The sequence below is a fragment of the Mitsuokella sp. AF21-1AC genome (genome assembly GCF_003458855.1).
Taxonomy (GTDB): Bacteria; Bacillota; Negativicutes; order Selenomonadales; family Selenomonadaceae; genus Mitsuokella.
Map to the genome: position 1 here is coordinate 46,999 of NZ_QRVW01000006.1, position 22,554 is coordinate 69,552.

Genomic DNA, 22,554 nt, shown 5'->3' on the forward strand with positions numbered 1-22,554 from the left:
GTTTGACCTTTGAAGAAACAGAACTATAGATCTCTTGCCTATGCCGTCGCTCTGGCCATGAGTTTCTCCGCAGTTCCCGGTACTTCGTGGGCTGCAGAGAGCGGAGCGGATAGTTCTGCCGCAGCTGTGCAGGCTGCATCGGCAGAAAGCACTGCGGCTGCTGCTGCGCCTGCAGCTTCTTCTGCGGAGCCGGCTGCTGCTGAGACGGCGGCTGCGCCTGCCGGCTCCTCTGCGCCGGCCGCCACGGCTGCTGCGGCATCTGACGGGGCAGCATCGGCGGAAGCGGCGAAAGCGGCAGGGAATGATGCAGGCAGCGTCGACGACCGCATCGTGGACTGGGGGAAATCCCGTCCGCAGGAAGATGCCGTCAGCAAGCTCATGAAGCAGTACGAAGGTCAGACCGTTGTCGATGTGGTCTTTGACGGCACGTCGTCTCTGACGGAGGGCACGGCCAAGGCCGCGATTTCCATGAAGGCCGGGGATATGTTCACGAGCAAGGGGCTCGATGCAGACCGGGAGAAGATTTACAATACCGGATATTTCTACGATCTTTACCCGACGTTTGAGCAGGTGCCGGAAGGCGTGGTCATCACCTACCATGTACTCGAGAACCCGGTGCTCAAGGGCATCAAGATTGAAGGCAATACGGTTGAGAGCAATGAGACGCTCTACCCGCTGATCACGGTGAAGCAGGGGGCCATCCTCAACAGCCGTGAGCTCAATGCGAATGTCATGGCTCTGCAGGAGCAGTACCGCCGCGACGGCTATATCCTCGCCAAAATCACGGATATGAACATCAACAAGGAGGGCATCCTGACACTGAAGATCAACGAAGGTGTCCTCGAGGGTTATAAAGTCAAGGGCAATACGAAGACGAAGGAGCGCGTCATCCTGCGCGAGATGCGTCAGAAGCCGGGTGAACCGTTCAACTCCAAGCTGGCCCGCCGCAGCATGCAGCGCGTCTACAACCTCGGTTTCTTCGAGGATGTCAACATCAAGATGAATCCGGGTGTCGAGCCCAATGCCGTCGTCATGGAGCTCGATGTCACGGAGAAGCGCACGGGCTCCTTCGGTATCGGCGCCGGCTATTCCAGTGAGGATGGCGTGCTCGGCATGGTCTCCATTGGTGATACGAACTTCCGCGGCACGGGCGACGCTGTCAGCCTGACGTATGAGAAGAGCGGCGATGACACGGATGCCCAGGGCTACACGTTCTCCTACCGCCGCCCGTGGCTCGACAAAAAAGAGACGGTCGGCACGCTGCGTCTCTACAACCGCACGTATGAATATGATGATTACAACACGGACGGCGATCTCACCGAGTCGTACATGCGCAAGTATTCCGGCGGTGAGCTGACGTTCGGCCGCCCAATCAGCGAGTATTCGACGAATTACCTGACGCTGCGCAACCGCACGGATTCCTACAAGCGTCATTCTGACGACGGTATTGACCGCAGCAGGCCGGAATATGCAGACTGGCGTGCCAATAACTTCGGCCTGACGCGCAGCGTCACGTTCCAGAATGTCACGGATACGCGCGACAACGTTTACAATCCGATGAGCGGCAGCCGCATGAGCCTTTCCGGCGAGTTTGCCGGCCTGGGCGGCGACTTCACGTTCCAGAAGTATACGGTTGAAGGACAGCATTACATCCGCGCCGGTCATGCGCAGGTATTCGCCCTGCGCGCCAGCTACGGCTACGGCAACGGCGAGATTTCCGAGTTCAACCAGTACCGCGTCGGTGGCCAGAGCTCGCTGCGCGGTTACCGCGAAGATCAGTTCCGCGGTGACCACATGTTCCTCGGAACGGTGGAATACCGCTTCCCACTCATGAAGAAAGTACAGGGCGCACTGTTTACGGATTGGGGCAATGCCTGGGACAGCGGCCTGACGCCGGATGATCTGCACGGCAGCATCGGCGTGGGCCTCTCGCTGACGACACCGATTGGACCGCTGCGCTTTGATTACGGCTGGGGCGAGGATGGCGGCCGCGTGCACTTCACGGTTGGCAGCTCGTTCTGATGCTGACTGCCGGGTACCATCTGCCTGCGCCAGGGCTTGAAGGAAAGAGGGGATCAACCATGCCGGTGCGTTGGCTTTGCTTGCTGCTGGCATGCCTGTGCTTCCTGCCGGTCCGGGCGCAGGCTTCTGCACGCGTCGATGCGGTGACGACGGTCGTTGAGGCCGATTCCGGCGTGCCGCCGCTCGTGCAGCAGCGCATGGAGACAAGCGTCCGCGTCATCGCGGAGCAGCTGCTCCTGGGACGTCCCGTGGCAGACGTGGCGGCAGACAGCGGGACCCAGGCGGAAGTGATCCGCCAGGTGTTCGACAAGGTCCTCGTCGGCTACACCGTGCGGGGCGTCGACATCGAGCCCGGCGAGAACGTGCGGGTGACGGCGCATCTTTTGCCCTGGTCGGATGTCATCCGCACCATCGAGGTGGATACGGCAGTCGAAGGCATGCCGCCAGCCGTAGAAGAGCTCGTGCGGCAGGATCTTGCCGATGTGGATGGCGTGTTTTCCGATGCGCTTTACGGGCTGCCCGTGGCGGCGACGGACTGGACAAACGGTGTGCTCAAGCATCATCTCAATGATTTCCTGGCCGAGCATCTGCCGGAATTCCGCGGTGACTTCGAGGTTGATACCACGGGGGATACGGCGCATGTGCATCTGACCGTTTATCCGCGGTTGCCCGTCGTGCGAACGATAGACCTGTCGATGCGTTCGGATACCATCCCGAACCTCACGCTGCTCAATCACCGCCAGCTCATGCAGGAGCATGTCGACCAGCTGGTCGGCGTGCCTGTTGCCTTTGTGGCGCGCCATCGGGAGGCTTTCTCGGATTCCCTGGCCAAAGGACTTGACAGCCAGCCGGATTTCAAGGCCCTGCACATGAAGAGCCGCGTGAGCATTGAGCCGGCGGAGCGCATGCAGGTGATGAGCCGTTCCGATACGGACCGTTACCGCCTGCGGCTGACGGGCTGGCTGGATATCGACCGCAAGGATGACGATCATCACGATCAGCAGGACAATCTGCGCTTCCGCCTGCATGCGGGGCGCGTGATCGGTCCGCGCGACGAAGTATTTCTGCAGTTTGATTTCATGCCGCAGAATGTCAACTGGGGCTGGGAAGCCGGCTACGGCTATCGCATCGGCGTGGGAACGGAAGCGCAGCTGCGCTACGATATGCGCCGCAAGCGCCCCGTGCTTGGTGCCTTCCAGCAGCTCGCGCCGCGCTGGGGTCTGCGCTATGAATACCGGTTTGCCGATAAGCTCGGTGAGGCCGGCCTCTCATTCAAGGTACATGATTTCCTCAATCTCGAGTATGTGCGCGATGCCGATCAGGGCTGGTTCCGTCTCATAGGAAATTTCTGACGGGTCAAACCGCATGCTTGTAGACCTATGCGAAGTTTGTTATAATAAACGTGTTTCTGTGGAATCACAAAAAGGAGAAGAGAAAATGGTTAAGTTACAGAAGAAACAGGTCAAGATCATCAGTGTACTCATTGCACTCGTCTTTATCGGTTCGGTCGTGGCCCTGGCCCTGACGCAGTCCGGCTCTGGCATCGCCAGCGCGGCAAGCTCCAACGTCGGTGTCGTGGATTACCGTCAGATTGCCCAGCAGCATCCGCAGCTCCAGAGCGCCAATGCAGAGATGCAGAAAGCCGTTCAGGATGCTCAGAAGGAGTTTGAGGAGAAATCCGCAAACATGAGCGATCAGGAAAAGAACGACTACTATCAGCAGACGCAGCAGCGCCTCCAGCAGAAGAACCAGGAGCTCATGGAGCCGATCCAGAAGAGCATTGAGGATTCTGTCAAGAGCGTAGCCGAAGCAAAGGGCCTCTCGGTTGTCCTGGAGAAGAGCACGGTCGTATATGGCGGCCAGGATATCACTCAGGATGTCATCAATAAGCTCAGCAAATAATCCCTGCGGGTCATATCAGTCGTTGAGTACCGAGCCATTTATTGCGCTCGGTACTACTTGTAAGGACGAGTTGTCACCGGTATCACAGTGAAGGAGGACACGGCCCGTGGAAGAGCAGGACAAGCCGGAGAACGCCGGGGGAAAACAGCCTGGCCTTTGGCAGAAAAAGCGCAGGGAAATCATCCTGGGAGTGGCAGTCGCCCTTGCTCTCGTGTTCCTCGGCGCCTGGGGCCTGCGGGCCCTGATGCCGGGCAAACCGGCTGCCACACAGACGGCTGCCGCGACCGTCGGCCTTGTCGACATGCAGAAGGCCATGGAAGCGCATCCGGATTATGAGAAGCTCAAGGATTTGCGCGCTCAGTACCAGCGCCTGTCCCTTTCCCTCAAGGATACGGCTGCTTTGCCGCCGGTGACGGTGCAGCCGCCGCAGACCGACTCCAAGCCGTTTGATGATTCTGTCTGGCAGAAGAATGCACAGGCGGTCATCGGCGGCAGGACGGAGCTGGAGCGCGAGGCAAAAGCCGTCGAGAAGGCGTATCGGGAAGCACATCAGGAGGAATACGAAAGCCGCCGGAAGGCCATTGATGAGGATTACCGCCTTGCCATCTTCAACCTCAATCTGAAGATCGACAACCAGAAGGCCATGCATCATCCCTGGACGAAGCAGGAGGCGCTTGACCAGGAAAAGGCGGAATGGGAACAGGAACGCGCGAACCTGCAGCAGGAGCGCGGCATGCGTCAGGCGGAGCTTGAGCGCCAGTGGAACAAGCAGGTCGCCGCGTATGTGCAGTCGGTGATGGGGCCGAAGCTTGCCGAATGGAAACAGAAGGCGAAGGACTCCATGGCTGAGCGGCAGTCCGGCGCCATGGCCAAGCAGTCTGAAGTGCAGGCGCGCAATACGGAGGCCATGCAGCAGCAGATGGACGTGTCGCTGAATCTTCAGCAGCGCGAGGCCATCAAGCAGCAGCTTTCGGAGCTCCAGCAGCAGATCGAGGCGCTCGACACGCATATCCGCAACGATATTGCCGGCAAGGCAGCCAAGATCGCCATCCTGCATCATTTCACGCTGATCCTGGCAACGCCGGCGGAGAATCTTGAGTATGCGCTGCCCCTGGGCGGCACGCCAGATCCCGATATGCAGCGGTTCTATCCCGTCATCGGTACGGATACCGAGGATGTGACAGACGAGCTCGTCACAGAGATAGGCACCATTTCTTCTGAGGAATCATGACGATCCTTTGTATCAGATATTGACATTATATAGAGAAAGAAGCGAGTCATAAAATGAAATTACGAAAGAAATCCCTGGGACTGCTGGCGGCAGCATTTGCTGCCACGCTCCTCATGAGCGGCTGCGGACAGGCTAAGATCGGTTATATCGACGGTTCGCGTGTCATGCAGGAAGCACCGCAGGTCAAATCCCTGGTGGATGAGGGCAATCAGAAGATTAATGAAGCCCGTGAGGAAGCGGAGAAGTCCCTGCAGGATAATCCGGACATGAGTCAGGAAGACGCACAGAAGGCCCAGCAGGAAGCTCAGCGCAAGATGATGAGCCTGAATCAGTCGTACCAGATGCAGCTCCAGCAGAAGATCAACGGAGCTCTGCAGGATATTGCCAAGCAGAAGAAACTCGATGCCGTCATCGACAGTGAGAAGTCGCAGCCGACAGCCATCTATGGCTGCACGGACGTGACGGATGATGTCATTGCCAAGCTGCAGTAAGGATGGGGATCGGATATGAAAAAGACATTGCAGGAAATCGCGGAGTATGTCGGCGGCCATATTGTCGGAGATGCCAGCATTGTCATCAGCGGGCTCGATAATATCGAGGGCGCTGGTGCCCATGATCTGACGTTTGCGGTCGAGCCGCATATCGAAGCGGCGAAGGAGTGCGGTGCAGCGGCTGTTATGCTGCCGGAAGGCATCGAGAATTTCCCGAAGACGGCACTTTACGTGGAGGAACCCAGGGCTGCCTTTGCGAAGCTCCTTGAGCTCTTCACGCCGAAGCTGAAGTTCCCGCAGGGAGTCAGCGAGCAGGCACACATCGGCAAAGACGTCAAGATCGGAAAGGATGTCGTCATCATGCCGTTTGCCGTCGTGGATGACCATGCCGTCATCGGCGACCGCGTGACACTCTATCCGCATACGTACATTGGCCAGTATACTGAGATTGGGGAAGACACGGTCATTTACCCCAGCGCCACGGTGCGCGAGCACTGCCACGTCGGCAAGCGCTGCGTCATCCATCCTTCGGCTGTCATCGGTTCGGACGGCTTCGGCTTTACGACGAAGGACGGCATTCACACGAAGGTGCCGCAGGTGGGCAATGTCGTCCTCGAGGATGATGTCGAAATCGGCGCACACGATGGCATCGACCGCGCGGCGATGGGTTCTACGGTCATCGGCCACGGCACGAAAATCGACAATCTCGTTCACATCGGCCACAACTGCAAGATTGGCCCGAACTGCCTGATCGTCGCGCAGACGGGCATCTCGGGTTCGACAACAGTCGGCCACAACGTCACGTTTGGCGGGCAGGTCGGCACGGTCGGCCACATCAAGATCGGGGCCAATTCCGTCTATGCTGCGCGTTCGGGCATTATCGGCGACATGCCGGAAGGCGTTTTCTGTGCAGGCTTCCCCGTCCAGAGCCATACGGAGTGGCTGCGCATGCAGGCTTCCATGAAGCATCTGCCGGAGATTTACAAGAAGGTCAAGCAGCTCGAGAAGAAGCTGGCAAAATACGAGACGAAATAAAAACGAAGCAAAGCAGGCCTTCCTTTTCGGGAAGGCTTTCTTTTATCGAGAAACTCCAGGAGGGCGTAGACGATGTTTTCTTATTATTTGTTGAAAGCGATCAGCAAGATCTGCTGCATCCTGCCGCGTGGCGTCTGCGAGGTGATTGGACGCGGGCTCGGGAATTTTGCCTGGATCTTCGTGCCGAAACGCCGCAAGGAGCTCGCGCGCAGTCAGATCAAGATGTGTCTCGGAGTCAGTGACGAGGAGGCCGCGCGCCTCGCAAAGGCCAGCGCCGTGCGCTTCGGTCCCATGCTCATGGAGGTCCTGCGCTTCCCCGTCATTCGCCGCCATATTGACGACTATGTACGCATCGAAGGACTCGACAAGCTGCAGAAGGGCCTGGCCCTCGGCAAAGGCTGCATCATCGCTGCGGCGCACAGCGGCAACTGGGAGCTCATGGGCGGCGCCTTTGCGCAGGCGGGCATCCCGCTCGTGGGCGTTGCGATGAAGCAGCGGTCGGGGGCAGCGGACCGCTTCATCAATGAGTATCGCACGCTCATCGGCATGCATATCACGTATAAATCCGGCGTGCGCGAGATGTTCGACATGCTGCGCAAGGGCTGGGCCATCGGCCTCATCATGGATCAGGACACGAGCCGCCACAACGGCATCATCCTCGATTTCTTCGGCCGACCGACCAACTGCGTGCCGGGTGCAGCCTCGATGGCCCGCTTCCAGGGCGTGCCAATCTTCCCCGCCTTCATGCATCGCGACGAGCACGGATTCCACACGCTCATCGTTGGCGACCCTGTCTTCGTGGAGAAGACGAAGGATAAGCGCGAAGACATCCGCCGGACGACGCAGATTCTCACGAAGGACATCGAGGAACACGTCCGCAAGTACCCGGAGGAATGGTTCTGGCTCCATGACCGCTGGAAGTCCATGCGGGATGATTAATCGCAGCTTGCATCGCGGGCAATTGTTTTGTACAATATAGGGAGGCATATTACGGCAGGGGGTATGATTTTGCAGAAGCAGACAACATTGGAGACAGCGGTTTCCTATACGGGCATCGGGCTGCATTCCGGCCGTGAGGTCCATGCAGTTCTTAAGCCTGCGCCGGCCGATACCGGCATCGTCTTTGTGCGCACGGATCTTCCGGGGCAGCCGATGATTCACGCCAAGGCGGAAAATGTCACCTCGACGCTGCGGGCTACGACGGTGGAAGAGAATGGCTTGCGCGTGTTCACCATCGAGCATCTGATGAGTGCCTTTCATGCGCATCGTATCGATAACGCTTTTGTTGAGCTGGATTCTGAGGAACCTCCGGTCGCAGATGGCGCCTCGCTCGTCTTCTTTGAACTCATGGCGAAAGCCGGCGTCCGGGAGCTGGAGGCAGAGCGCCGCGAGGTCATCATCGACAAGGTATACCGCATCGATGATGAGGCAACGGGCCGTTTTGTCATGGTCGTCCCATACGATGGTTTCCGCGTGAGCTTCACGTCACTCAATCCGCACAAGCTAATCGGTGTCCAGTACGAGGATTTCCACATCGATGAGGAGACGTATCATAAGGAAATCGCTCCGGCACGCACCATTGCGTATGAAAAGGAAATCGCGCAGCTGCGCGAAATGGGCCTCGGGCTCGGCGGCACGTTGGAGAGCGTCATCGTCTACAATGATGACGGCTGGCTCAATCCGCTCCACTTTGAGGATGAGCTCGTGCGTCACAAGATCCTGGATGTCATCGGTGATTTGAGACTGGCGGGCATCATCCGCGGACATGTCATCGCCGCTGCATCAGGCCATGCTCTGAATACGCAGCTGGCCAAGAAAATCGCCGCTGCTCATCTGGCAAAATAAAGAAATCCAACTACAGTATAGATTTGAGGAAGAGGGATAACGTCATGGTATTAGACATTAACGAAATCAAGAAGATCCTGCCCCATCGTCCACCCATGCTGCTGGTCGACCGCATCACGGAAATTGAGCCGTTCCAGTCTGCTACGGGCATCAAGAACATCACGATGAATGAGCCGCAGTTCCTCGGCCATTTCCCGGATCATCCGATCATGCCGGGCGTGCTGATTCTCGAGGCCATGGCACAGGTCGGCGGCGTTGCCATGCTTTACCCTGAGGAGCATCGCGGCAAGATTGCCCTGTTCGGCGGTATGGAGCATGTGAAATTCAAGCGCCAGGTCGTTCCCGGCGACCAGCTGGTCACGAAGGCGAAGCTCGTTCGCGTGCGCGGTGATTTCGGTCTGCTTCACTGCGACGGTTATGTGGACGGTGAACTCGCTGCTTCGGCAGATTTTAAGTTCGCCTTGAAAAAACCAGAAAAGCTTTGATTTTCGCCTGTGTTACTCGCATAAACGCAGACAGTCTTTGTTCAACTCGTAAAACGCCCGGATTTGCTGTCATATGAGATACAAAAATCTGAAGTGTATTCAGGAGTATATAGAAAAGGACAGAGCAAAGCTGGCCGGCTCTTTGCCGGCATAAGAGGAAGGTTAAGGAGTTGGAGCAGATGAATACGGACAATAAGGTCATCGCATATATACATGAAACTGCTGTAATCGCGCCGGGTGCGCGCATTGCGAAGAATGTCGAGATCGGGCCCTACTCGGTCATCGGCGAAAATGTTGAGATCGGCGAGGGTACGAAGATTGGCCCTCATGTCGTCATCCAAGGCTGGACGCAGATCGGCAGGGACTGCCGTATCTTCCAGGGGGCTTCCATCGGCGAGGAGCCGCAGGACCTCAAGTTCAAAGGGGAGAAGAGCTATACGTTCATCGGCGACCGCACGACCATCCGTGAGGGGGCAACGATTCACCGCGCCACGGGCGAGGGCGAGGAGACGCGTGTCGGCAGTGACTGCCTGCTGATGGCACTCACGCATGTCGCGCACAACTGCGTGGTCGGCAACCATGTCATCATGTCGAATCTGGCCAGCCTTGCAGGCCACGCCATTGTCGAGGACCGTGCGGTCATCGGCGGCATGGCCGGCGTGCATCAGTTCGTCAAGATCGGCCGCAATGCCATGGTCGGCGGCATGTCGAAGCTCACCCAGGATGTCGTGCCGTACACGATTGTCGATGGACGCCCGGCCAAGGTCGTGGGTCTCAATGCGGTGGGAATCTCGCGTGCGGGCATCCCGCTCGAGTCGCGTCGCAACATCAAGAAGGCATATAAGCTGCTTTACCGGTCGGGGCTCAGCCTGCAGCAGGCAATTGCCGTCATCGAGCAGGAAGTGGATTCCTGCGAGGAGGTCGAGCATTTCCTGCGTTTCCTGCGCAATGCCGAGCGCGGCATTTGCCGCGAGCGCCGCGAAGCAGAATAAAAGGGCCGCAAGGCCGTGAATCACAGGGATTCGGGGGATCATTATGGAAAAGATTGGACTGCTGGCCGGAGCCGGCAGATTGCCGGTTGAATGTGCCAAGGCGGCGAAGCTCCTGGGCTATGAAGTCTACGCGGTAGCACTGCTGCCGGAAACGGATGCAGAACTCAAGACCTGCACGGCGGACTGCCAGGAAATCAGCATTGCACATCTCGATGCCGTGCTGAACTACCTCAAGGAAAAACAGGTCCGCAAGGTCACGATGATCGGCAAGGTCACGAAGGAGCTGCTGTTCTCGGGCAAGGTCCAGCCGGATGCCCGCATGCTGAAGCTCATCATGGAGCTGCCGGACCGCAAGGACGATACCATCATGATGATGTTCGTGCGGGAGCTTGCCAAGGCGGGCATGGAAGCCTTCGACCAGACGGCCCTGATTCGCCGGCTCATGCCGCATCGCGGCGTCATCACCAAGCGTGAGCCAACGCCGGAGGAACGCAAGGACATGGAGTTCGGTTTCCGCATGGCCAAGGAGATTGGCCGCCTGGATGTCGGCCAGACGGCAGTCGTCAAGAACATGGCTGTCATGGCGCTTGAGGCCATCGAGGGAACGGACGCCTGCATCCGCCGCGGCGGTCAGCTGGCACGCGGCGGCGCTGTCGTGGCCAAGGTTGCGAAGCCGCAGCAGGATGACCGCTTCGATGTGCCGACGGTGGGCCTTGCGACCATCAAGGCCATGGCCGAGGTCGGAGCTGCGGCCCTGGCAATCGAAGCCGATAAGACGCTGCTCGTCGAGCGCGAAGAGATGGTCGCATTGGCTGAGGCAAACAACATAACGATTGCAGCCCTCTGAGGCGGGATTTTTTGAGGCGCGGCGGAACCAGGCCATGGTATCCACGCGTCTCTTTCGGCGTTTTCGCGTCATTTGATTTGCGGGATGCCAGACCAGGATGGGGAAGTGAACGAGGAGCCTATGAAAATCATGATGTCAGCCGGAGAAGTATCCGGCGATCTGCACGGTGCACGCCTGGCGCGCGCCATCCATGAACAGGAACCGGAAGCGGTGCTCATGGGGCTTGGCGGCAGCCGCATGGCAGAGGCCGGCGTCCATCTGTTCTGCAATTTTGCCGATTACAATGTCATGGGCGTGTGGGAAGTCATCAAGAATCTGCGCCGTATCCTGAAGCTGCTCGACGACCTGACGGCTTATATGGAGCAGGAGCGGCCGGATCTCTTGGTCCTCATCGATTATCCGGATTTCAACTGGCGCCTCGCCAAGCGGGCCAAGAAGCTCGGCATCCCCGTGTTTTCCTACATCCCGCCATCCGCCTGGGCGTGGCGCAAGGGACGCGCCAGGACTTGCGCGGCTCTCGCCGATGAATTCGTGGCCATTTTCCCGCATGAGCTGCCCGTTTATGAGGCAGCCGGCGCCAGGATATCCTTCGTGGGCAATCCGCTCGTCGATACGGTCAAACCGGAGCTTCCCGAGGAAGAAGCGCGGGCGTTTTTCGGGATTCACCCCGAGGACCATGTCGTGCTCCTGATGCCCGGCAGCCGCCGCCAGGAGATCGAGATGCTGCTGCCTCCCATGCTGCAGGCAGCGGCCATCCTGAAGCGGGAAAAGCCGCAGACACGCTTCTTCCTGCCCGTGGCGGCCGCGGAGTATGAAGGCCTGATCCGCACTCAGGTCAAGCAGAGCGGCGTGTCAGTCGTGCTGACCCATGAGAACCGCTACGCCCTGATGGGCCTTGGCGATGTGGCGGCCGCGGCTTCCGGCACGGTGGTCATGGAAGCGGCGCTGATGGGACTGCCCTGCGTTTCGCTTTACCGGCTGGCACCGCTCAACTACCTCATTGGCAGGGCACTCGTGCACGTGAAGCACTTCACGCTGCCGAACATCCTGCTCGACAAGACCATCCAGCCGGAACTCCTGCAGGATGAGGTCACGCCGCAGCGCATTGCCGCAGAGCTCGCGCAGCTTTACCGCGGCACAGCCAGGCGGGAGCAAACGGCAGAAGAGCTCAGGAAGGCCTGTGAGCGCCTCGGCCCGCCGGGAGCGGCCGGCCGGGTAGCGGCAAAGATTCTGGCTGCTGCACGAAGAACAAGGAATTCAGGAGAATAACATGAAGAATTACAAAAGGCTGCTCCAATACATGCGGCCCTATGTCAGGCAGCTGGTCCTGGCCATCATCTGCATCATCATGGCTGCTGCAGCCAACCTCTACCTGCCGTGGATCATCAAGGACATGATCGATAAGGTGCTGGCGGACAAGGATATGGTGATGCTCAACATCATCTGCGTGGGTATCGTCGTGGTCTTCCTGCTGCGCGGTATCTTCTTCTACGGACAGTCGTATCTCGTGTCGTTCATCGGCCAGAAGGTCATCATCGATGTGCGCGAGGTCATGTTCCGCAAGTTCCAGCGCATGCCGATGTCGTATTTTGACCGTCATCAGACGGGCGAGGTCATGAGCTACATCACGAACGATGTCGCGGCCATCCAGTCGGCACTCGTCGATCAGCTCATTGAGATGGTCACGGAAGGTTCGATCCTCATCGGCTCCCTGGTCTTCATGGTCATCCTGGACTGGAAGCTCTCCATCCTGACGCTGGTGGTCATCCCGCTGGTCGGGCAGGCTATGAAGATCTTCGGGCGCAAGATCAAGCGCAACGGCACGGTCATCCAGGAACGCATGGCCGACATCACGTCCCTGCTGCAGGAAAGCATTTCCTCCATTCGCGTCGTGAAGTCCTTCGTGCGCGAGAACTATGAGATCAAGCGGTTCTGCCGCCAGAATGACCTCAATTTCCAGGCGGCCATGAAGAACGTGCAGCTCACGAGTCTCCTGACGCCGTCCGTTGAATTCCTCGCGGCCATCTCGGTCACGGTCATCATTTGGTTCGGCGGTTATGAGGTCGTCAACGGCGTGCTCACCGCCGGCTCTCTCGTCGCCTTCCTCACGTATGCCGTCAACCTCGCGAATCCGGTGAAGCGCCTTTCGCGTGTCTACGGCAACCTGCAGCGCGCCATGGCTGCTGTCGACCGCGTCTTTGCCGTCATCGATCTCGAGGAGACGATCACGGACAAGCCGGATGCCAAGACGCTGCCGAAGGTCAAGGGACATGTTGTCTTTGATCACGTCTCGTTCGAGTACAAGAAGGGCGTGCCGGCTCTCTCGGATGTCAGCCTCGAAGTGAAGCCCGGCCAGATGATTGCGTTTGTCGGCCCCAGCGGTGCCGGCAAGTCGACGATTGCCAATCTGATTCCGCGCTTCTATGAGGTCACGTCAGGCTCCATTTCCATAGACGGTTACGACATCCGCGATGTGACCGTATCGTCCCTGCGCGAGCAGATCGGCATCGTGCCGCAGGAGACGATGCTCTTCTCCACGACGATTCGTGAGAATATCCGCTACGGCCGTCTTGATGCCACGGATGAAGAAGTGGAGGCAGCTGCCAGGGCGGCCAATGCCGATGTATTCATTCGCGAACTGCCGCAGGGCTACGATACGCAGATCGGCGAACGCGGTCTCAACCTCTCGGGCGGCCAGCGCCAGCGCATGGCCATTGCCCGCGCCATCCTCAAGAATCCGCAGATTCTGATCCTCGATGAGGCGACTTCGGCTCTCGATACGGAAAGTGAGAAAATCGTTCAGGCTGCGCTCGACAAGCTCATGGTTGGCCGCACCTCGTTCGTCATTGCGCACCGCCTGTCGACCATCTTCAATGCAGACCAGATCTATGTCATCGACGGCGGCCATATCAAGGAACACGGCACGCATGAAGAGCTCCTGAAGCTCGGCGGCCTTTACAGTTATCTCTACAATATCCAGTTCAGCAAGAAAACCATGTAGAAAGGGAAGAGGATATGCAACTACTCTATAATATAGCGGCTGTCATCATCGTGGTGCTCGTCATCCCGATGTTCATGGTCCGCTCGGTGCGTGAGAAAGGCTTTGTCGAACGCATCCGGCAGAGCCTGGGCTTCTTCCCCGAGCATGCACTCGACAAGGTTGAGAAGAAGGACTGCATCTGGGTGCATGCCGCTTCTGTCGGCGAGATCGTTGCGACCAGCCCGCTCATCAAGGAATTCCACAAGGAGTTCCCGAAGAGCCCGATCCTTGTCTCCGTGGTCACGACGAGCGGCTATGAGATGGCCAACCGCATCATCAAGGATGCCGACGCCATCATCTATTTCCCGCTCGATCTGCCATGGCTGGCTGGGCACGTGCTGCGGCGCATCCGTCCGCGCGTCTTCCTGCCGGTCGAAACGGAGCTCTGGCCGAACTTCCTCAAGACGGCGCGCAAGATTCACGTGCCGGTCATGATGGTCAACGGCCGCATCAGCGACAAGAGCGTCAAGCAGTACAAGCACCTGCACAGCCTGCTGCGCGATATGATCGGCACAGTCAAGCTCTTTGCGATGCAGTCGCCCATCGATGCGGAATACATCAAGCGCCTCGGGGCTCCGCCGGAGCTCGTGACGATTACGGGCAACACGAAATTTGATCAGACGTATACGGATGTCAGCCCTGAGGAGAAGCAGGCCATCATCCGCAGCATGGGGCTGGAGCAGAACGATGGCATCTTCCTGGCCGGATCGACGCATCGCGGGGAAGAAGAACCCGTGCTGCAGGCATTTTGCGCCGTGCGCAAGACGCACCCGCATGCGCGCCTCGTCATTGCGCCGCGTGAACTCCTGCGCACGACGGAAGTCGTTCATCTCTGCCGCAAGGCCGGCTTCACGGTCACGACGCGCACGCGCCTGCAGCATGAGGAGCCGCATGATGAGGACATCGTGATCCTCGATACCATCGGCGAGCTTGGACGCGTCTACAGCATCGGCGATGTGGTCTATGTCGGCGGCAGCCTCGTGCCGCATGGCGGCCACAACATTCTCGAGCCGGCCGCTCATGGCAAGGCCATCATCGTCGGTTCCCACATGTTCAACTTCAAGGATACGTATGCGCTCTTCAAGAACCGCGATGCCTGCATCACGGTCCACAACGGCGTCGAACTGGCCCGGGAGGTCACGCGCCTCTTCGACGAACCGGAGCACCGTCATCGCATGGAGGAGGAGACGCGCGCCATCGTCTCCGAGAACAAGGGCGCCTCGCGCAAATCCGCCATCCTCCTCCATCAGATGCTCGATGCATACGAGAGCTGTGCGGAGAATTTCCACCGGGTCCGATCGACGCAGAAGATCACGAACTTCCAGACCTATTTCATCGACCTTGTCCATAGTAAGAAGGTAGAGGGCTTCTTTCCCAATGTCATCATGGGGATTCTCTACATCTTCTCGCTGATTTACGGGCTGCTCGTCAATATCAAGCTGGCCGGATACAAATACGGGGTGTTCAAGCGTGACCATCTCGACTGTTTCGTCATCAGCCTGGGCAATGTGACGGTCGGCGGTACGGGCAAGACGCCGACGGCGCAGCGTCTCGCACGGGATATCCGCGATATGGGCTACCGCGTCGTCATCCTCAACCGCGGCTACCGCGCCAAGTGGCACGGCGATGTCGGCATTGTCTCCGATGGCCGCCGCCTGCACATGGATGCGGCGGAAGCCGGCGATGAAGCGTACATGCTCGCGAAGCACCTGCCGCAGGTCCCCGTGCTCATCGGCGCAGAACGCGCCAAGACGGGACGCTACGCGATGGAGCATTTCGGCGCTGAAGTCGCAATCCTCGACGACGGTTACCAGCACTGGCAGCTGGAGCGCGACCTCGATATCCTGCTCGTCGATGCGGTCAATGTCTTTGGCAACGGCTACATCCTGCCGCGCGGCACGCTGCGCGAGCCGGTTTCCCATATCAGCCGCGCCGATGTCTGCCTCATGACGAAGATCGATCAGGCGGCGGAGGGTTCCTGCGATTACATCCGCAAGACCGTCCATCATTACAATCCGAAGGCGCAGATCTTTGAGAGCATCCATCAGCCGCGCTGCTTCATTCCCCTGTCGGACTGGTATGTGAATATCGCCGGTGAGGGCATTGACGTCAGCCTCATGAAGGGCAAGCGCATCATGGCCGTCTCGGCCATCGGCAACCCTGCTTCGTTTGAACAGACGCTCTCGGATATCGGTGCCGTGATTGTCGAGAGCCTTCGCTATCCGGATCATCACGATTACACGATGTCCGAGATGGCCGATGTGTTCCAGCAGGCTGAAAATGTCGGCGTCGAGGCCATCGTAATCACCGAGAAGGATGCCGTCAAGATTCCCGCGGATGTCGCGCGGGAGAAATGGTCCATCCCGGTCTACGTCATCTGCGTGGAGGTTACCTTCCAGCAGGAGGCGGAGAAGTTCAAGGATATGCTGCGCAAGCGGCTGGCTGAACGATTGGGTAGCCGAGAGAAAGAAGAGAAAGGATCGATTGAGTCATGAAGGTTCTCTGTGTGATTCCGGCGCGTTATGCATCGACGCGCCTGCCCGGCAAGCCGCTCAAGGATATTGCCGGCAAACCGATGATCTGCCGTGTCTATGACCGCGCGTCTGAAGCGGAGAAAATCGCGGCCGCCATCGTAGCCACGGATGACGAACGCATTTATGAGGCCGTACGCCAGCATGGCGGGAAGGCTGTCATGACGCGTAAGGACCATCCGACGGGGACGGACCGCCTGGCCGAAGTGGCGGAGAAGTATCCGGATGTCGATCTCATCATCAACGTCCAGGGCGATGAACCGCTCATTGAGCCGTCGCTCATCGATGAGCTGGCCGCAGCCTTTGAGGAGGATGCGGCGCTGCAGATGGCAACCGTCTGCACGGAAATCCAGGATAAGGAAGAACAGGAGAACCCGAATAACGTGAAGGTCGTCATGGACAAAAATGGCTATGCCCTTTATTTCTCGCGTTCCCTGATGCCGTATCCGCGCCACGCGGGCACGCCCGTGTACAAGCACATCGGCATCTATGCCTACAAGCGCGACTTCCTGCTCCGCTATGCGAAAATGGAGGAAACACCGCTTGAGCATGCAGAAAGCCTCGAGCAGCTGCGGGCCCTTGAAAACGGCTACCGCATCAAGGTCATCAAGACGCCCTACCGTTTTGTCGGCGTCGATACGGAGGAGGATCTCGCGAAGGTAAACGAGATTTTCCGTCAGATGGCCAACGCGTAACACGACAGATGGGCCGGCCGTTCAGGTGCCGGCTGTTCCTTGCGAAAGAAAGTGGAAGGTGAATGATATGAATAAGGTCAAAGTTGGGAATTTCATGATTGGCGAAGGCGAGCCGCTGGCTCTTTTGGCTGGCCCCTGCGTTCTTGAGGGCATGGACCGCTGCCTGCTGATCGGCCGCACCATCAAGGAAATCTGCGAGCGTCTCGGCATCAATTACGTTTTCAAGGCATCGTTTGATAAGGCAAACCGCTCGTCCTTCCACAGCTTCCGCGGTCCGGGCCTCGAGAAGGGCCTGGAGATGCTGCAGGGCATCAAGAATGAGCTCGGCGTGCCGGTCGTGACGGATATTCATGAGACGTATCAGGCCGCTCCGGCGGCGGAGGTCGCCGACATCCTGCAGATCCCGGCCTTCCTGTGCCGTCAGACGGATCTCCTGCACGCAGCTGCCCAGACGGGCCGCGTCGTCAATGTCAAGAAAGGCCAGTTCCTGGCGCCGGAAGACATGCGCAATGTCGTCGACAAGCTCCATGAGAGCGGCTGCGATCAGATGATGCTCACGGAGCGCGGCGCGTCCTTCGGCTACCACAACCTCGTCGTCGATATGCGCAGCCTGCCCATCATGCGCAGCTTCGGTTATCCGGTCGTCTTCGACGGCACGCACAGTGTTCAGCTGCCGGGCGGCAACGGCACGACGTCGGCGGGCAACCGCGAATATGTGGAATACCTCGTGCGCGCGGCCGTCGGTGTCGGCGTCGACGCCCTGTTCCTCGAGGTCCACGACAATCCGGAGGAGGCACTTTCCGATGGTGCCAACATGGTTTATCTTGACAAGCTGGAAGGCCTCCTGAAGGATGCCCTGGCTATTCACAAATACGTACATCATCAGGCGTGAGAGGAGCGGGAAACGTGATCAAGGAAAAGGCAATTGAGACTCTCGATATCGAAGGCAAGGCGGTGCTGGCACTCAAGGACCGCATCGGCGATGAATTCGTTGCGGCCGTGCGCTGCATCCTGGATTGTCCGGCACGCGTCGTCGTGACGGGCATGGGCAAATCGGGCCATGTGGGCCGCAAGATTGCGGCCACGCTCGCCAGCACGGGCACGCCATCGTTCTTCATGCATCCGGCCGAGGCGTTCCACGGCGACCTCGGCATGGTCACGGAGAAGGATATCGTCATCGCGATTTCCAACAGCGGGGAATCGACGGAAGTCGTCAACATCCTGCCCATCATCCGCCGCATCGGTGCGACGATCATCGCGATGAGCGGCCGCCGCGACTCCCAGCTCGGCAAGTTCTGCGATTACTTCATCGACATCAGTGTCGAGCGCGAAGCCTGCCCGCTCGGCCTCGCGCCGACGGCCAGCACGACGGCAACGCTCGCCATGGGTGATGCCATCGCGATGGCACTCATGTCGGAACGCAATTTCACGAAGCAGGATTTTGCACTCTATCATCCGGGCGGAGCCCTGGGCCGCAGATTGCTGCTCAAGGTGGAGAATGTCATGCATACGGGTGAAGAGAATCCGCTCATCCACTGCGGCAAGACGGCCAAGGATGCGCTTTTCGTCATGACGGACAAGGGCCTCGGCGCCGTTTCCGTCATTGATGACGACGGCAAGTTCGTCGGACTCATCACCGATGGCATCATTCGCCGTGCGCTGGCCAAGGATTACAAGTTCCTAGATGAAGCCGTCGAGAACATCATGTTCAAGGAACCGCTGACCATTGCACCGCAGCAGATGGCGGCGGCGGCGCTCTCCGTCATGGAGAAGCACAAGCCTCGTCCCGTTACGGTCCTGCCAGTCATCGATGAGAAGGGCGTGCCGGTCGGTATCGTGCATCTGACCGACCTCCTGCGTCAGGGAGTGGTCTGATATGGAATTTACAGCAGAAGCGATTCGCCGCGCCGAAAAGGTACGGCTTATCATCTTTGATGTCGATGGCGTCCTGACGGACGGCGGCATCTATATCGGTGCGGAGGGCGAACTCTTCAAGCCGTTTTTCTGCCGCGACGGCCTCGGCGTGACCATGGCACACCGTTCGGGCCTCAAGACGGCAATCATCACGGGCCGCCAGTCGCGTCATCTCCTGTACCGCGCACAGGAACTCCACATCACGGAGGTCTTCCAGGGCAATCTCGACAAGCGTGCGGCTTATCGGGAATTGAAGGCAAAGCTGGGCCTTGCCGATGAGGAAATCGCTTACTTTGGCGATGACCTCGTAGACCTGGCCATCATGCGCCAGGTCGGGTTCCCGGCAGCCGTGGGCGATGCTGTGCCGGAGGTGCGGGAGGCTGCCGTGGCCGTCTCGGGGTTCCCGGGCGGGCATGGCGCCGTGCGCGAGCTCATCGAGTTCATCCTCAAGGCACAGGGCAAGTGGCAGGCGCTCCTCGATGATTTCAAGGCACTCGACGAGGCGGACGGCCTCGCACAGTGAACGCCCCGTGATGATACGGGATATTATTTGCGAACGACATTGGAGGCATTTCATCCATGCAGTATAAACTTGTGATGTTCTTGAGCAAGGTAGCCTGCCATACGCCTTACCGGCTGCTGATGGCAATCGGCTATGTGCTCGGCAATCTCTACTATCTCCTCGTCAAGAAGGAGCGGGAGCGCGCAGTGGCGCAGATGATGCCGGCTCTCGGCATTCCGGAGCAGGAAGCGCGCCTCCTGGTGCGCGCATCCTTTGTGAATCTCGCGCGCAACGTGCTGGAAATCCTCTATATGCCGCATCTCAATGAAAAGAACTTTGAGCAGTACATCGAGATCGATCATCTGGAGCGGCTCAAGGCGGCGCTGGCCGAAGGGCATGGCGTGGCCATCGTAACGGGTCACATCGGCACGTGGGAATGGCTTTCGGCTGCCTTCACGCTCAATGGCCTGCCGGTCACGGCCATCGCCAAGCCGCAGCCGAACATGCAGTACACGTATGCGCTCAACGATTTGCGCAAGACGATCCACGTCGAGATTTTCTCGCGCGGCACGAGCGAGCTTATCGCAGCGGCCCGGGCGCTCAAGAGCGGCAAGATCCTGGGCTTCCTCGTCGATCAGGATGCGGGCCCCGGCGGTGCGTTTCTGCCGTTCCTCGGCCGCATTGCCGCGACGCCGATGGGGCCTGCTGTCTTTGCCCGCAAGTTCAACTCGCCGGTGCTGCCGGCTTTCATCCTGCGACAGCCGAATGGCAAGCACAAGGTTGTCGTCGGCGAGGTCATGCGGTATCATGATACAGGGGATACTGACAAGGATCTCCTGGAACTCACGGCGCGCATGACGAAAGTCGTGGAGAACATCATCCGCGAGAATCCGACGCAGTGGCTCTGGTTCCAGAAACGCTGGAACACGAAGCCGGAGCAGCAGAAAACCGGCAAGCACCATACGGTAAGGGGGCAGGAAAGCAAGAAATGAATGGGAAACAAAAAGCCCTTGTGGCACTTGGTCTGCTTCTCTTTGTCTGCCTCGTGGTCTGGGCCGTGCGGACAGTCCCGGAGACGCCGCAGGTCAACAAGGACCAGAATGACGGCCCGAAGGTCATGTCGTACGATAACAACACCATCAGCGAAGAGAAGGATGGCGTGAAGATCTGGGATCTGACGGCTGACCACATCGATGTCGATATCGATACGCGCAACGCGGAGATGACCGGGATCACCGGGCATTTTTACCAGCAGGACGGCCGTTCGGCCGAGGTCAAGGCAGACCATGCTTCGTACGACAATACGAGCAAGGATATCGAAATCGACGGCAATGTCATCATCACGACGAGTGACGGTGCTGAGCTGACGAGCGACCAGCTCCTGTGGACTGCTGAGCAGCAGATGCTCTCGGCTGTCGGTCAGGCCAAGGTTTCGAATGATACAATCCGGGCCTGGGGCGATCGCATCGACAGTACGGACGGATTCAAGAAAATCAAGATTTCTGGCAAGGCCCATATTGAGAAACTGTTGGAAGGGGAGAAGACGCAACAATGAAGAATGGTAAACTGAAAGGGCTGCTCATTGCCCTGGCCGCTTTGACTTCCCTGCAGATGGGGACAATCTATGCGGCCGAGAGCGGGGATGTCCCGGCATCCCTCGATGCCGATACGCTGGAATACGACATGAATACCGGTGAGGCCGTGGCCGTTGGCAACGTGCTCCTGAAGCGTGGAACGTCGAAGGTGGCCGGTGCGCATGCCACGTATAATTCCAAGACGCAGGCCGCCACGGTTGACGGTAACGTCATCGCCGTGCGCGATGATCTGCGCATGACCTGCGATCACCTGATGTCCGATGGCCAGGAGCACATGATGGCGACGGGCAATGTTCATGCGACGCAGGGCGACAAGAGCTTCTCCGGTGAGCAGGTGGACTATTTCCCGCAGCAGAATGACTACGTGGTCATCGATCGCGGCGGCACGATGACGCAGGGCGACGATACCTTCACGGCAAACCGCATCTACGGCTGGCTCAAGGATGAGCATTACATCGGCCAGGGCAATGCCCACGTGGTAAGCCCGTCCCGCGGCATGGAAGCCGGCGGTGACCAGATGGATTACTACGGCAAGGAAGATAAAAAGGCGGTCATCACGGGCAATGCCTGGGCTGTACAGGAAAATAACACAATGCGCAGCAACCGCATGACGATTTATCTTGCCGATGACGGGTCAGCTAAGGTACAATAAAGTGATGGAAATAGCGTAAGGCGTATGTTGGAGGACACGATTTTGCATATCGAGGCAAGAAACCTGGTAAAGACATTCAAGAAGCGCACGGTGGTTGACCGCGTGTCTCTGCGCGTGGAAAAAGGGGCGATTGTCGGCCTTTTGGGGCCGAATGGCGCGGGCAAGACCACGACATTTTACATGATTGTCGGCCTGGAACGTCCGACGTCCGGCGAGGTATTCCTGTCGGATGTCAATATCACGGACGAGCCGATGTATCACCGTGCAGCTCTGGGCATCAGTTATCTGACGCAGGAAGCCTCGATTTTCCGCAAACTGACCGTCGACGAGAATATCAAGGCCATCCTGGAGACGACAAAGCTCTCGCGGGCTGAACAGAAAGACAAGCTCGAGGAACTCCTCGAGGAATTTCATATCACGCATGTGCGGGAACGCAAGGGCACGGAACTCTCCGGCGGCGAGCGCCGACGTGTGGAGATTGCGCGCTGCCTGGCTCTCGAACCGCAGTTCATCCTGCTCGATGAGCCGTTTGCCGGCGTCGATCCGCTGGCCGTGGCCGACATTCAGGAAATCATCCAGTATCTCCGGGAACGTGGCATGGGCATCCTCATCACGGACCACAACGTCCGCGAGACGCTGCAGATCGTCGACCGCGCTTACATCCTCAACAGCGGCAAGATCCTGCTGGAGGGCGACAGCCAGACGATTGCCAACAGCCCGGTAGCAAAGAAATTCTACCTCGGCGATAATTTCACGTTGTAACGGAGAGACAAGC

The 22,554-nt window shown here is 58.7% G+C and carries 22 protein-coding genes; all 22 read left to right on the plus strand.

The window, feature by feature from the left end; all coding sequences use genetic code 11:
* Positions 1 to 9: 9 nt before the first annotated feature.
* The 22 genes from DWX75_RS03420 to lptB all read left to right on the plus strand — a co-directional run bounded on the left by DWX75_RS03420 (position 10) and on the right by lptB (position 22,541).
* Positions 10 to 2,022, plus strand: a complete 2,013-nt coding sequence (locus DWX75_RS03420; RefSeq protein ID WP_369974327.1) for an outer membrane protein assembly factor — start codon at positions 10 to 12, stop codon at positions 2,020 to 2,022.
* 59 nt (positions 2,023 to 2,081) lie between these two features.
* Entirely contained in the window at positions 2,082 to 3,374 is a 1,293-nt protein-coding gene (locus DWX75_RS03425; RefSeq protein ID WP_199497511.1) for an acylphosphatase, read from the plus strand.
* An 85-nt stretch (positions 3,375 to 3,459) separates the two neighbouring features.
* A complete protein-coding gene (locus DWX75_RS03430) occupies positions 3,460 to 3,924 on the plus strand; it encodes an OmpH family outer membrane protein (protein ID WP_118014938.1) in 465 nt (154 codons plus the stop codon).
* Between the two features lie 106 nt (positions 3,925 to 4,030).
* Positions 4,031 to 5,155, plus strand: a complete 1,125-nt coding sequence (locus DWX75_RS03435) for a hypothetical protein (RefSeq protein ID WP_118014939.1) — start codon at positions 4,031 to 4,033, stop codon at positions 5,153 to 5,155.
* Positions 5,156 to 5,208: 53 nt separating this feature from the next.
* Positions 5,209 to 5,646 (plus strand): OmpH family outer membrane protein, encoded by a 438-nt coding sequence (locus tag DWX75_RS03440; protein ID WP_118014940.1) that lies wholly within the window; start codon positions 5,209 to 5,211, stop codon positions 5,644 to 5,646.
* Between the two features lie 15 nt (positions 5,647 to 5,661).
* Positions 5,662 to 6,681 (plus strand): UDP-3-O-(3-hydroxymyristoyl)glucosamine N-acyltransferase, encoded by a 1,020-nt coding sequence (gene lpxD, locus DWX75_RS03445; RefSeq protein ID WP_118014941.1) that lies wholly within the window; start codon positions 5,662 to 5,664, stop codon positions 6,679 to 6,681.
* 72 nt (positions 6,682 to 6,753) lie between these two features.
* A complete protein-coding gene (locus DWX75_RS03450; protein ID WP_118014942.1) occupies positions 6,754 to 7,620 on the plus strand; it encodes a lysophospholipid acyltransferase family protein in 867 nt (288 codons plus the stop codon).
* Between the two features lie 63 nt (positions 7,621 to 7,683).
* Entirely contained in the window at positions 7,684 to 8,526 is an 843-nt protein-coding gene (gene lpxC / locus DWX75_RS03455) for a UDP-3-O-acyl-N-acetylglucosamine deacetylase (RefSeq protein WP_369974328.1), read from the plus strand.
* A gap of 44 nt (positions 8,527 to 8,570) precedes the next feature.
* Positions 8,571 to 9,011 (plus strand): 3-hydroxyacyl-ACP dehydratase FabZ, encoded by a 441-nt coding sequence (gene fabZ / locus DWX75_RS03460; RefSeq protein ID WP_118014944.1) that lies wholly within the window; start codon positions 8,571 to 8,573, stop codon positions 9,009 to 9,011.
* A gap of 179 nt (positions 9,012 to 9,190) precedes the next feature.
* Positions 9,191 to 10,003: an acyl-ACP--UDP-N-acetylglucosamine O-acyltransferase gene (lpxA, locus tag DWX75_RS03465; RefSeq protein WP_118015002.1), complete on the plus strand. Its 813-nt coding sequence runs from the start codon at positions 9,191 to 9,193 to the stop codon at positions 10,001 to 10,003.
* 43 nt (positions 10,004 to 10,046) lie between these two features.
* Positions 10,047 to 10,850, plus strand: a complete 804-nt coding sequence (locus tag DWX75_RS03470) for an LpxI family protein (RefSeq protein ID WP_118014945.1) — start codon at positions 10,047 to 10,049, stop codon at positions 10,848 to 10,850.
* Positions 10,851 to 10,970: 120 nt separating this feature from the next.
* The gene (gene lpxB, locus DWX75_RS03475) at positions 10,971 to 12,119 is read left to right on the plus strand and encodes a lipid-A-disaccharide synthase (RefSeq protein ID WP_118014946.1); all 1,149 of its coding nucleotides are present in this window, start codon (positions 10,971 to 10,973) and stop codon (positions 12,117 to 12,119) included.
* Between the two features lies 1 nt (position 12,120).
* On the plus strand, positions 12,121 to 13,851 hold the full coding sequence (gene msbA, locus DWX75_RS03480) for a lipid A export permease/ATP-binding protein MsbA (RefSeq protein WP_118014947.1): 1,731 nt from the start codon (positions 12,121 to 12,123) through the stop codon (positions 13,849 to 13,851).
* A 14-nt stretch (positions 13,852 to 13,865) separates the two neighbouring features.
* Positions 13,866 to 16,385: a tetraacyldisaccharide 4'-kinase gene (lpxK, locus tag DWX75_RS03485; protein ID WP_118014948.1), complete on the plus strand. Its 2,520-nt coding sequence runs from the start codon at positions 13,866 to 13,868 to the stop codon at positions 16,383 to 16,385.
* A complete protein-coding gene (gene kdsB, locus DWX75_RS03490) occupies positions 16,382 to 17,116 on the plus strand; it encodes a 3-deoxy-manno-octulosonate cytidylyltransferase (protein ID WP_118014949.1) in 735 nt (244 codons plus the stop codon). The genes lpxK and kdsB overlap by 4 nt, the downstream gene beginning before the upstream one ends.
* A 67-nt stretch (positions 17,117 to 17,183) precedes the next feature.
* Positions 17,184 to 18,008, plus strand: a complete 825-nt coding sequence (gene kdsA, locus DWX75_RS03495; protein WP_118014950.1) for a 3-deoxy-8-phosphooctulonate synthase — start codon at positions 17,184 to 17,186, stop codon at positions 18,006 to 18,008.
* Between the two features lie 14 nt (positions 18,009 to 18,022).
* Positions 18,023 to 18,991 carry an SIS domain-containing protein gene (locus DWX75_RS03500; RefSeq protein ID WP_233519458.1) on the plus strand — a complete coding sequence of 323 codons (969 nt, stop codon included), beginning with the start codon at positions 18,023 to 18,025 and terminating at the stop codon, positions 18,989 to 18,991.
* Position 18,992: 1 nt separating this feature from the next.
* The gene (locus DWX75_RS03505) at positions 18,993 to 19,553 is read left to right on the plus strand and encodes an HAD family hydrolase (RefSeq protein WP_118014952.1); all 561 of its coding nucleotides are present in this window, start codon (positions 18,993 to 18,995) and stop codon (positions 19,551 to 19,553) included.
* Between the two features lie 56 nt (positions 19,554 to 19,609).
* Positions 19,610 to 20,524 (plus strand): lysophospholipid acyltransferase family protein, encoded by a 915-nt coding sequence (locus DWX75_RS03510; protein WP_118014953.1) that lies wholly within the window; start codon positions 19,610 to 19,612, stop codon positions 20,522 to 20,524.
* On the plus strand, positions 20,521 to 21,087 hold the full coding sequence (gene lptC / locus DWX75_RS03515; protein ID WP_118014954.1) for an LPS export ABC transporter periplasmic protein LptC: 567 nt from the start codon (positions 20,521 to 20,523) through the stop codon (positions 21,085 to 21,087). Before DWX75_RS03510 ends, lptC begins: the two co-directional genes overlap by 4 nt.
* Positions 21,084 to 21,779, plus strand: coding sequence for an LptA/OstA family protein (locus tag DWX75_RS03520; RefSeq protein ID WP_118014955.1), 696 nt, complete (start codon positions 21,084 to 21,086; stop codon positions 21,777 to 21,779). Before lptC ends, DWX75_RS03520 begins: the two co-directional genes overlap by 4 nt.
* A 42-nt stretch (positions 21,780 to 21,821) precedes the next feature.
* Positions 21,822 to 22,541, plus strand: a complete 720-nt coding sequence (lptB, locus tag DWX75_RS03525) for an LPS export ABC transporter ATP-binding protein (protein ID WP_118014956.1) — start codon at positions 21,822 to 21,824, stop codon at positions 22,539 to 22,541.
* The last annotated feature ends 13 nt before the right edge of the window (positions 22,542 to 22,554 follow it).